Annotated in this window: 11 protein-coding genes and 1 pseudogene; 11 read left to right on the top strand and 1 reads right to left on the bottom strand. The window is 67.9% G+C overall.

All coding sequences use genetic code 11. The features are described from left to right. A pseudogene (locus QZV72_RS14690) lies at nt 1-412 on the bottom strand (hypothetical protein); the annotation flags it as partial. A gap of 353 nt (nt 413-765) precedes the next feature. Here QZV72_RS14690 and infC point away from each other — a divergent pair. The 11 genes from infC to QZV72_RS14635 all read left to right on the top strand — a co-directional run. After that, nucleotides 766-1,287, top strand: coding sequence for a translation initiation factor IF-3 (gene infC, locus QZV72_RS14685; protein ID WP_297009478.1), 522 nt, complete (start codon nt 766-768; stop codon nt 1,285-1,287). 60 nt (nt 1,288-1,347) lie between these two features. Next, the gene (rpmI, locus tag QZV72_RS14680) at nt 1,348-1,542 is read left to right on the top strand and encodes a 50S ribosomal protein L35 (RefSeq protein WP_014009786.1); all 195 of its coding nucleotides are present in this window, start codon (nt 1,348-1,350) and stop codon (nt 1,540-1,542) included. Nucleotides 1,543-1,601: 59 nt separating this feature from the next. Next, entirely contained in the window at nt 1,602-1,985 is a 384-nt protein-coding gene (gene rplT, locus QZV72_RS14675) for a 50S ribosomal protein L20 (RefSeq protein WP_297009474.1), read from the top strand. Between the two features lie 239 nt (nt 1,986-2,224). Further along, nucleotides 2,225-3,064 carry an RNA methyltransferase gene (locus QZV72_RS14670; RefSeq protein WP_297009477.1) on the top strand — a complete coding sequence of 280 codons (840 nt, stop codon included), beginning with the start codon at nt 2,225-2,227 and terminating at the stop codon, nt 3,062-3,064. A 100-nt stretch (nt 3,065-3,164) separates the two neighbouring features. Beyond that, on the top strand, nt 3,165-4,187 hold the full coding sequence (gene pheS, locus QZV72_RS14665; protein WP_297009473.1) for a phenylalanine--tRNA ligase subunit alpha: 1,023 nt from the start codon (nt 3,165-3,167) through the stop codon (nt 4,185-4,187). 61 nt (nt 4,188-4,248) lie between these two features. Next, nucleotides 4,249-6,825 carry a phenylalanine--tRNA ligase subunit beta gene (gene pheT / locus QZV72_RS14660; protein WP_297009472.1) on the top strand — a complete coding sequence of 859 codons (2,577 nt, stop codon included), beginning with the start codon at nt 4,249-4,251 and terminating at the stop codon, nt 6,823-6,825. A 23-nt stretch (nt 6,826-6,848) separates the two neighbouring features. Continuing rightward, nucleotides 6,849-7,541, top strand: a complete 693-nt coding sequence (locus tag QZV72_RS14655) for a hypothetical protein (protein WP_297009471.1) — start codon at nt 6,849-6,851, stop codon at nt 7,539-7,541. Nucleotides 7,542-7,760: 219 nt separating this feature from the next. Continuing rightward, nucleotides 7,761-8,780 (top strand): N-acetyl-gamma-glutamyl-phosphate reductase, encoded by a 1,020-nt coding sequence (gene argC / locus QZV72_RS14650; protein ID WP_297009470.1) that lies wholly within the window; start codon nt 7,761-7,763, stop codon nt 8,778-8,780. A 44-nt stretch (nt 8,781-8,824) separates the two neighbouring features. Beyond that, nucleotides 8,825-10,003 (top strand): bifunctional glutamate N-acetyltransferase/amino-acid acetyltransferase ArgJ, encoded by a 1,179-nt coding sequence (argJ, locus tag QZV72_RS14645; RefSeq protein WP_297009469.1) that lies wholly within the window; start codon nt 8,825-8,827, stop codon nt 10,001-10,003. Between the two features lie 73 nt (nt 10,004-10,076). After that, entirely contained in the window at nt 10,077-10,964 is an 888-nt protein-coding gene (gene argB / locus QZV72_RS14640; RefSeq protein ID WP_297009475.1) for an acetylglutamate kinase, read from the top strand. After that, nucleotides 10,957-11,611: aminotransferase class III-fold pyridoxal phosphate-dependent enzyme (locus QZV72_RS14635; RefSeq protein WP_297009468.1), on the top strand; the 655-nt coding region annotated here is incomplete at its 3' end. The genes argB and QZV72_RS14635, both read left to right, overlap by 8 nt.

The raw sequence follows: 11,611 nt of genomic DNA, 5'->3' as shown, positions 1-11,611 counted from the left end.
TCCAACCGAGACCGAAGACGGTGACCCAGATGTCTGCCAGGAGGCCCGGCACTGCGACGGTGAGGAGCGCCGGCGCCACCGGGCCGGACGGGGAGTTCCGGTGCGCCACGAAGGAGGATGCGGCGAGTGTCAGACAGACCACGGCCGCGAGGCAGACCGCGACCTCCGCGCCGAGCCAGTTGTGCTCGACGGCCTGGACGGTGAGGAAGACGAGTCCGAGAGTGAGGATGGTCGCACCGAGCCAGGAGATGACGGTGGTGACGGTATCGCGTGATCTGCCAGGTCGTGGCTGAGGGGCGGCGTAGCCCGGTGGTGGGCCGGCGAAACACGGTGACGGACTGTTGACTGGTGGAGTGGTGCCGGGGGAGGGTCGGCTTCCCGATGTCCCCCCGGACTCGTGGTGAGTGCCCATGACATGAAGTTACAGCAAAGCAACCACTCCCGGGGCTCCAGGGGCCATCGGCGGGAGGGCCTGCGCCTCACAGTGCCTGGTTTTGGACTTCTCCGTCACCGGTGCTAGAATCATTGGCACTACCGCCTGTCGACACTGACGGGCTGCAAGTGGAGTATCTCCCACCTGGAACCGCTCACGAGCTGGGTCCGGGTCACCAAGTCCGTTTTTCGACAGCGTCTGTGGTGGACGCAGGCGGGGAACGGTTTTGATGCGGTGCGCACGCACCGTGGGGGATCCATGTGGACGGACACCGTCCACACACACTCGCAGTACGCGGTACACGTTTCTACCACTGCTACCGAGGAGTTCTCATCAGCGCTCAAGCTCGCATCAACGACCGGATTCGCGTTCCCGAGGTCCGGCTCGTCGGCCCGGGTGGCGAACAGGTCGGCATCGTCCGCATCGACGATGCACGCAAGCTGGCCTATGACGCCGACCTTGACCTCGTCGAGGTTGCCCCGAACGCCAAGCCGCCCGTCTGCAAGATCATGGACTACGGCAAGTTCAAGTACGAACAGGATCAGAAGGCCCGTGAGGCCCGCAAGAACCAGCAGCAGACCGTGGTCAAGGAACAGAAGTTCCGCCCCAAGATCAGCGACAACGACTACGAGACCAAGAAGGGTAACGTCGTCCGGTTCCTGGAGAAGGGGTCCAAGGTCAAGGTGACCATCATGTTCCGTGGTCGGGAGCAGTCCCGTCCGGAGCTCGGTTTCCGGCTGCTCGAGCGACTGGCTGAGGACGTCAAGGAGTACGGCGTCGTCGAGACCCGAGCGAAGCAGGACGGACGCAACATGACGATGGTGCTGGGCCCGGTCCGCAAGGGCAAGAAGTAGCCTTCCGCCACGCCACCCGTGCCCGCAGGCACGGACGCAACGAGAATTTAAGGATCCACGATGAAGCAGAAGACCCACAAGGGCACCGCCAAGCGCATCAAGGTCACCGGTTCCGGCAAGCTCCGTCGCGAGCAGGCCAACCGCCGTCACCTCCTCGAGGGCAAGCCCTCCACCCGCACCCGTCGCCTCAAGGGCACCACCGAGGTGTCCGGTGACGACACCAAGCGCATCAAGCGCCTCCTCGGCAAGGCCTAGGGAACGCCTGCACCCCCTGAAACCGACAACCGTCGACTGAGTAACAAAGGACGTCAATCATGGCACGTGTCAAGCGCTCTGTGAACGCGAAGAAGAAGCGCCGCGAAATCCTCAACGAGGCTTCCGGCTACCGGGGCCAGCGCTCCCGCCTGTACCGCAAGGCCAAGGAGCAGGTTCTCCACTCGAAGACCTACGCCTTCCGCGACCGCCGCGCCCGCAAGGGTGAGTTCCGGAAGCTCTGGATCCAGCGCATCAACGCCGCTGCCCGGGCCAACGACATCACCTACAACCGTCTGATCCAGGGCCTGCGTCTCGCCGGCATCGAGGTCGACCGCAAGAACCTCGCCGAGATTGCCGTCTCCGATCCCGCCGCGTTCACCGCTCTCGTGCAGGCTGCCAAGGCTGCCCTCCCCGAGGACGTCAACGCTCCGGTCGCCAAGTAGGCGACTGACGGCGCGCTACCGCGCACCCACGACCACTGCATCACCCGGGACACACCGGGCGGTGCAGTTTTTCGTATGCGCCGGCCGGTCGGGCTGTGTCCGGGCCACGTCCGGGCCACGTCAGGCCAGTGTCAGACCGGTGTCCGACCGGTGTCCGTGACCCCGATACACTGGCCGGCATGACTGACGCACCCGTTCTCCCCGTCTCCTCTGCGCTGTCCGCCGACTGGCGTAGCCGGATGGGTGACGAACCCTTCACCGAACGCACGCCCCGGATCGTCAACGCCGCCAAGCTGCACCGTGCCGCGGCGCGACGCAAGGCGGGGCGGTTCCTCGCCGAAGGGGCCAACGCGGTGATGTCTGCGCTGCGCCACGGTACCGTCGTCGACGTCTTCCTCACTGAGGCGGCCCTTGACTCCTTCGGACGGGATCTCGACGCCGTCACCGGGGAGGATGACCGGGGGGTCCACGTCAGTCTCATCACCGACCGTGCGGCGCACGCGCTGAGCGAGTCCGTGACCTCGACCGGACTGTTCGCGCTGTGCGCCTCCCAGCTCACTGACCTCGGCGGCGTGCTGGCCGCCGCGGGGGATGACACCCCGTGCGTCCTCGCGGTACCGGTGGAGACCGCCGAGCCGGGTAACGCCGGAGCATTGATCAGGGTGGCGGACGCGACGGGTGCGGCGGGAGTCGTCTTCGCGGGGGAGACCGTGGACCCGCAGGGTGGCAAGGCGGTCCGTTCTTCGGCGGGTTCCCTGTTCCACCTGCCCGTGACCCGGCACACCAGCATCCCGGAGGTCGTTGAGGAGCTCCATGACCGGGGATTCGTGGTCCTGGCGACCGCGGGCGACGGGGACGTCTCCCTCGACGAGGCCTCGGTCTCGTCTGCAGGGGAGACCCCGCTGCTCGGCCAGCGAGTCGCCTGGCTCTTCGGTAATGAGGCGCACGGCCTGGGCGACTGGCAGGATCTCGCTGATCTGCGGGTCTCCATCCCGATGCAGGGGTTGGCGGAGTCTTTTAACCTGGTGACCGCGGCGGCGGTCTGCCTCTACGAGACCGCGCGGGTCGCCCGGGTGTGATCCCCGCAGCGCAGAGTTGCTAAGATCAGCAACCGGCTATGGACATGTGTCCGATGATTTCCACGAGTGTGAGGTGCAGCAGGTGGCTGACGGGGTAGACATGAGCGAAGCGGGACTGACCGCCGCGGCGGAGTCCGCGGAGCAGGCCTTCGCTGCGGCGACGGATCTGGACCAGCTTCCTGAGCTGCGCCGCGCCCACCTGGGTGATGACGCCCCGATCCCGGCCGCCCGCCGCGGCCTCGGCAGCCTACCGAAGGAGCGGCGCAAGGATGCCGGCCGGATCGTGAATCAGGCCCGGGGCAGGGTTGAGAAGGCCTTCGATCTGACCAGAACCCGGCTGGAGGAGAAGCGTAACGCCGAGGTTCTCGCCGCCGAGCGCGTCGACGTGACCATGCCCACCACCCGCGGTCAGCGAGGTGGGCAGCATCCCATCACGATCCTCTCCGAGCAGATCGCCGACATCTTCGTCGGTATGGGCTGGGAGATCGCCGACGGCCCGGAGGTTGAGGCGGAGTACTTCAACTTCGACGCGCTGAACTTCCTCCCGGACCATCCCGCCCGCACCCTGCAGGACACGTTCCACATCAGCCCGGAAGGGTCGACGCAGGTCATGCGTACCCACACCTCCCCGGTGCAGATGCGCACCATGCTGTCCCGGGACGTGCCGATCTACATCGCCTGCCCGGGCCGGGTCTTCCGCACCGACGAGCTGGACGCCACCCATACCCCGGTCTTCCACCAGGTCGAGGGCCTGGCGGTCGACAAGGGGCTGACCATGGCGCATCTCAAGGGCACCCTGGACCATCTCGCCCGAATCCTGTTCGGAGGAGACGCCAGGACGCGTATGCGGCCCAACTACTTCCCGTTCACTGAGCCGTCCGCCGAGGTCGACGTCTGGTTCCCGGACAAGAAGGGCGGCGCCGGTTGGATCGAGTGGGGCGGCTGCGGCATGGTCAACCCCAACGTCCTCACTGCCGCCGGTATCGACCCGGACGTGTACTCGGGCTTCGCCTTCGGCATGGGCATCGAGCGCACCCTGCAGTTCCGTAACGGCCTGCCGGACATGCGTGACATGGTGGAAGGCGACGTCCGCTTCACCGAACCTTTCGGCATCCGCGGCTGATGCACCACCGCGTGTCCCTCCCCCTCCTGACCTCTTCACCCCAAGGAACCGAGTACCACCCATGCTGATCTCCCAGGACTGGCTCACCCGCCTTCTCCGGACCTCCAACGCCACCTTCTCCGTCACCAGTGAGGAGATGGACGCCGGGTTCGTCCGCGTCGGATTCGAGACCGAAGGTTACGAGCACGTGGAAGCTTCCACGGGTGCCATCGTCTTCGGACGTGTCGAAAGCTTCGAGGAACTCGAGGGTTTCAAGAAGCCGATCCGCTACTGCGAGGTCAACGTCGGGAACGCCAACGGCACCGGTGGACCACAGCACATCATCTGTGGCGCCCGGAACTTCCGTCAGGGTGACATCGTCATCGTCTCCCTGCCCGGTGCCGTGCTGCCCGGAGGTTTCGAGATCGCCGCCCGTAAGACCTACGGCAAGGTGTCGGAGGGCATGATGTGCTCGGCCGCCGAGCTCGGCCTGGCGTCCGTCCAGACCGCCGGCATCATCGCTCTTCGTGGCAGGGAGGCCGATGATCCCCGCATCGTGATCGGTGCGGACGCCCGGGGGTTCCTCGGTCTCGACGACACCGTCTTCGAGGTGAACGTGACCCCGGACCGAGGCTACGCACTGTCTGCCCGAGGCCTGGCGCGCGAGCTCGCGGCATCCTTCGGACTGTCCTTCCGGGACCCGGCGACCGATCCCGCCGCCGCCGCCCTGCCGACGGACCTGTTGGCCGGACTGCCGTCGGCCGGTGACGTGTCCGACCTCCCGGCGATCAGTGTGGACCCGGCGACCAAGGCCTCCCGCTTCGGTATCCGCCGCGTCTCCGGCATCGACCCCACCGTCGAATCCCCCTACTGGATGCAGCGTGAACTGCTGCTGTCGGGGCAGCGCCCGGTCAACGCGGCCACTGACGTCACCAACTACGTCATGTTCCTGCTCGGCCAGCCGATGCACGCCTTCGACGCCGGGAGGATCAGCGGTGACCTGCAGGTGCACCTGGCGAACGAGGGGGACAGGCTCACCACGCTCGACGGTGTCGAGCGCACCCTGTCCGGTGAGGACGTCGTCATCTCCGACGACACCGGAATCCAGTCCCTGGCCGGGGTGATGGGCGGCTCCACCTCGGAAGTTTCCGCGGAGACCACCGAGGTCTATTTCGAGGCAGCCCACTTCGACCAGATCGCCGTGGCCCGGACGTCACGACGTCACAAGCTGTCCTCCGAGGCGTCCCGCCGTTTCGAGCGGGGCACCGACCCGGCCGCCGTCGAGGCGGCGCTCGACTTCGCGGTCGCCCTGCTGACCCGCATCGCCGGCGGCACCGTGGTGCCGGGTGTGTCCGTCGTCGGCGAGGTCCCGGCCATGCCGACCATTGCGATGCACACCTCAGCGCCTGGCCGGATGGCCGGCACGATCTACCCGTCGGGGACGACGGTGGGACGCCTCACCGAGGTCGGTTGCTCCGTCACCGCCACCGGTGAACGGGACGCCAATGGTGCGATGGCCATCGAGGTTGTCCCGCCGACGTGGCGTCCCGATCTGACGATGCCCGCTGAACTGGTCGAGGAGGTGCTGCGACTGGAGGGTCTCGACAAGATCCCCTCGGTCATCCCGACCGCCCCGGCCGGCCGCGGACTGACCCCACGTCAGCGGATGCGCCGCGCCGTCGGCCACGCCCTGGCGTGGAACGGCTGGCTGGAGGTCCTGCCGAGCCCGTTCATCCCGAACGACACCTTCGACGTCTGGGGCCTCGGGGCCGACGACGCGCGCCGCTCCGCTGTCCGGGTCCTCAATCCGCTGGAGAGCGACGTCGCCACCATCGGCACCACCCTGCTGCCGTCGATGATCGACTCGCTGCGACGCAACATCACCCGTGGGCAGAAGGACCTCGGTCTCTTCGGTGTCGAACAGGTCACCCTGCCGACCGGGGTCTCCGGCACGTCCCCGATGTTGTCGACCGCGTCGCGTCCCTCCGACGCCGAGGTCGCTGAGCTGCTGGCGTCCCTGCCGGATCAGCCGTTGCACGTCGCCGTCATCGCCGCCGGCGACCGGGAGCTGCAGGGCACCTGGGGTCCCGCTCAGCCGTACACTGCCGCCGACGCTTTCGAGGCCGTCCGCGTCATCGCGCGGGCCGTCGGTGTCGAGGTTTCGCTGCGTAACGTGGAGCACCTTCCGTGGCACCCGGGCCGTTGTGCAGAGGTCCTCGTGGACGTCGACGGTGACCGGGTCGTCGTCGGTCACGCCGGTGAACTGCACCCGCAGGTCTGTGAGCGTGCCGACCTGCCCAGGCGCACCATCGCCGTGGAGATCGACCTTGACGCACTGCCGTTGGCGCCGACGTTCCCGCGTCCGGTACTGTCCCCGTTCCCGGCCCTGTACCAGGATGTCGCCGTGGTCGTCGACGAGACGACGCCGGCCGCCGACGTGGAGGCTGCGCTGGTCTCCGGTGCCGGTGAACTGCTCGAGTCGATCCGGCTGTTCGACGAGTACCACGCCGCGGTGCTGGGTGAGGGCAAGCGTTCGCTGACCTACTCGCTGCGCTTCCGCGCCACCGACCGGACCCTCACCGAGGACGAGGCCTCCGCAGCACGCGAGGCCGCGGTCGCCGCGGCGGCCGAGAAGGTCGGGGCGACCCTGCGCGGGTAGTTTCCCCTGTTACCCTGGCCCGCATGAGTGATTCCGCCGGAGACCGCGCTGAACTGTACCTGGGCTCCGATAACAGGGAGGTGGACCCCGGCACCCGGGTGGAGGACGTCACCCGCGCCGACATCGCGGACGCGGTGCGCACGGTCGAGGAACACGGGGACGGCACTGTCAAGATCGAGGACTGTCTCGATGATCCGCAGTCGCTGGCGACCATGTGCGAGGCCTGGTTCGGCGAGGGGGAGTGGGAGCTGAGCTACCACCTCAGCGAGACCTTCAGCCTGGACGACGTGTCCCCGGAGACGGTCGTCGACGTGCTCTGGCAGTTCGCCACCGCGGACCCGGCCTTCCGGGACGCCGGGTGGGGGCGGTACAGCGACAGTTTCCCGTTCTGGGCGGAGACCGGTGACCATGTGGCCACGGAGATCCCCGCCACCGACCTGTCCGTCCCCCGGGAGGTCCGGGACGCACTGGCCGTGCCAGGGGCGGAGACTGTCCTCCATGACGCCCGGACACAGCTGATCGTGGATCTGGCCGTGGAGAACACCGGGGACGGGGTCCTGCTGACCTGGCGGGACGGACAGCGGGACGAGGTCGTGGCGGGGGAGTACCGGGAATGGAGCCGGTGTCTCGTCGTGGCTGACCCTGTGGCGGCGGAACAGGTCGTGGCGTCCTGGTTGCGGGACGCCGTACAACCGCCGGTGGCGGAGTGGGGCTGACCACGTCCGGGGCCGGGGGGCGCATGACGTGCAGGAGGCGAGGAAGACAGGTCAGAATCGGGAAGTGTCCGACGAGGGGCCGGAGTGCCGGATCTCCCGGTGGTCCCGGAGATCCACCGGCGCGGGCGAGGTGAGGGGTTCGTCCACAACGACGGTATGAATAAAAACCACTGTCATGCATAACTTGCGTGATGTTGTGTGGCGGTGCATACTTGCACAATGATCTCGATCGCAGTGGCAGGTGCCAGCGGATACGCCGGGGGAGAAGCGCTCCGCCTCCTCCTGGGCCATCCCGGATACAACCGGGACTTCACCATCGGCGCCCTCACCGGCGCCTCGAACGCAGGCCAGCGTTTCGGGGACCTCGTCCCCGGTCTGCCGCAGTTCGCCGAACGCACCGTGGAGGCGACCACCGAGGAGGTGCTCGCCGCCCACGACGTCGCGATCCTCGGACTGCCGCACGGCGTCTCCTCCTCACTCGACCTGGGGGACACCCTCGTCCTCGACTGCGGGGCCGACCGGCGTCTGACCAGTCGGGCGGACTGGGACACCTACTACGGCGGCGAGTGGCCCGGCAGCTGGCCCTACGGTATCCCCGAGCTCCCCGGAAACCGGGAGATCCTGAGGAGCGCCACCGGTGTCGCCGTCCCCGGGTGTTTCCCCACCGGCGCGACCCTCGCCCTGCTCCCGGCCATGCATGCCGGCCTGATGGACCCGAAGGTCTCCGTCGTCTCGGTCACCGGTGTCACCGGTGCCGGCAAGAAGGCCGCGGTGCCCATGCTCGGCGGTGAGACGATGGACAACCTGCGCGCCTACAAGGTCGGCACCCACCGGCACACCCCGGAGATGGCGCAGAACATCCGCCGGGTCCTGCCTGACGGCCACCCCGGGGCCGTCCACGTGACCTTCACTCCGGTACTCGCCCCGCTGCGGCGGGGGATCCTCACCACCGTCACCGCGGACGCCCACGGTACGGAGGCGGAGATCCGCGCCGCCTACGAGGACTTCTGCGCCGACGAACCCTTCCTCCACCTGCTGCCTGTCGGTGAGCAACCCGAGGTCAAGAGCGTGGCGGGGACCAACATGTGCCACCTGCAGGTGACCGTCACAGACGGGGTCGTCGTGGCGACCAGCGCGATCGACAACCTCACCAAGGGCACCGCCGGCGCAGCCGTGCAGTGCCTCAACATCATCCGGGGCTGGGACGAGACCGCAGGCCTGCCCATGGCCGGCCTGTAGTCGTCGGCCCCGAACACGTACGCACTCACGAGAAGAGAACACCCATGACCGAGACCACCACCGGAGTGACCGCAGCAGCCGGCTTCCGGGCCGCAGCCACCACCGCGGGCATCAAACCGTCCGGTAAACCCGACCTCGCCCTGGTCGTCAACGAGGGCCCCGAGTTCACCGCCGCCGCCCTTTTCACCCGCAACCAGGTCTTCGCCGCACCGGTGAAGTACACCCGCGCGCACAACGACGGCACCTTCCACGCCGTGATCCTCAACTCCGGCAACGCCAACGCCTGCAACGGCGCCCGGGGTGACCGGGACGCCGAGACCACCGCCGTCGCCGTCGCCGCCGCCCTCGGCGTCCCCGCGTCCGAGATCGCCGTGTGCTCCACCGGACTCATCGGCGACACCCTCCCGATGGACAAGCTCGCGGCCGGCATCGACACGGTCACCACCGGCGTCCGGGCGGACGCCGCGACCTCCCCGGAGGCAGGTCTCGCCGCCGCGACCGCGATCATGACCACTGACACGGTCAGCAAGCAGGCCGTGTACCACGGCGACGGATGGACCCTCGGCGGGATGGGCAAGGGGGTGGGCATGATGGCCCCGTCCCTGGCGACCATGCTCGTCGTGCTCACCACGGACGCCCATGTCGCCGACCCGGCACCGTTCCTGAGGTCGTCCGCCGAGGTGACCTTCGACTGTATCGACATCGACGGCTCCACCTCCACCAACGACACGGTCCTCCTCATGGCCAACGGGGCCTCGGGCGTCACCCCGTCCGAGGAGGAGTTCGCCGCCGCCGTCCACGCTGTGTGTCTCGACCTGGCGAAGCAGCTGCAGGCGGATGCCGAGGGCGTCACCAAGAGAGTGAACATCACGGTCACAGGCACGGTCACGGACGAGGACGCCAAGACCGCCGCCCGCGTCCTCGGCCGCGACAACCTCTTCAAGTGCGCCATGTTCGGCTCCGACCCGAACTGGGGCCGTACCCTCGCCGCCGTCGGTATGGCGCCGGTGCCCATGGACGCGGAGAAGATCTCGGTGAGCTTCAACGGGCATCCGGTATGCGTCGACGCGACCGGCACACCTGACGCCCGCGACGTCGACCTGTCGGGCGAGGACATCGACGTCCTCGTCGACCTCGGTACCGGTGGGCCGGGCACGGCCACAGTCTGGACAACGGACCTCTCCCACGACTACGTCCACATCAACTCCGCGTACAGCTCCTAGGAAAGGCAGCCATACCGTGACCGAATCCGTGCCCGAGAAGAGTGAGAAAGTCGTCTACCGTGGCGCCACGGACCTGTCCCCGGCGACCAGGGCCAACGTGCTGGCTGAGGCACTGCCCTGGCTGTTGCACTACCGTGGAAAGATCGTCGTCGTGAAGTACGGCGGTAACGCCATGATCGACGAGGACCTCAAAGCCGCCTTCGCCGCCGACATGGCGTTCCTGCGCACCGTCGGTGCGCACCCCATCGTCGTCCACGGCGGCGGCCCGCAGATCACCGAGATGCTCGACAAGGTCGGACTCGAGGGGAAGTTCATCGGCGGGCTGCGCTACACCACCCCGGAGACCATGGAGTATGTGCGGATGGTGCTCTTCGGGAAGGTCGGCCGCGAGCTGGTCAACCTCATCAACCAGCACGGCCCCTTCGCCGTCGGCACCTCCGGGGAGGACGCCGGGCTGTTCACCGCCGTGAAGAAGAACACCGTCGTCGACGGTGAGGAGGTCGACCTCGGTAGGGTCGGCGACATCGCCCAGGTTGACGCCACCGTGCTCATGGACCTCATCGATGCGGGCCGGATCCCCGTCGTCGCGCCCTTCGCCCCCGACGCGGACGGCAACGTCTACAACATCAACGCCGACACTGCCGCGGGTGCGCTCGCCAGCGCACTGGGTGCCGAGCGTCTGGTCATGCTGACCAACGTCGAGGGCCTGTACACCGACTGGCCGGACAAGGACTCGCTCGTCTCCCGGATCGCCCCGGATGAACTGGAGAAGATCCTGCCGAACCTGGACGCCGGCATGATCCCCAAGATGGAGGCCTGCCTCTCCGCTGTGCGGACCGGTGTCTCCGCCGCCCACGTCATCGACGGACGCGAGCGACACTCCGTGATCCTCGAACTCATGACCTCCGGCGGCATCGGAACGATGATCGCCCCTGAAGACTGGGAGTCCCCCAATGCCTGACACCACCACCGACAACACACCCGGCAACGACTGGAGGTCTGCCTGGGAGGCTGCGGTCATGCCGACCTACGGCACCCCGGCGATCGAACTCGTCTCCGGGAAGGGGAGCAGGGTCACCGACTCCGACGGCCGTGAGTACATCGACCTGCTCGCCGGCATCGCCGTCAACGCCCTGGGCCACGCCCATCCCGCGATCGTGGAGGCTGTCTCCACCCAGATCGCCACGCTGGGCCACACCTCGAACATCTTTGCCCATCCGCAGGTCATCGCCCTGGCGAACAAGCTGCGCGACCTCATCTCCCCGGATGCCCACGTGTTCTTCTCGAACTCCGGTGCCGAGGCCAACGAGGCAGCCTTCAAGACGGCCCGCCTGACCGGGAAGTCCCGGATCCTCGCCGCGGAGCACGGCTTCCACGGCCGGACCATGGGCTCGCTCGCGATGACCGGCCAACCGGGTAAGCGGGCCCCCTTCGAACCGATGCCCGCCGGGGTGGAGTTCTACCCCTACGGTGACCTCGACGCACTGCGTGACCTCATCAATGAAGCCCCGGACGACACCGCCGCGGTGATCCTGGAGTCCATCCAGGGGGAGACCGGCGTCATCCCCGCACCGGAGGGCTTCCTCACCGGGGTACGCGCACTGTGCG

Source organism: uncultured Corynebacterium sp. (genome assembly GCF_902782855.1).
Classification (GTDB): Bacteria; Actinomycetota; Actinomycetes; order Mycobacteriales; family Mycobacteriaceae; genus Corynebacterium.
This window is presented reverse-complemented; position numbering and strand designations above follow the sequence as displayed.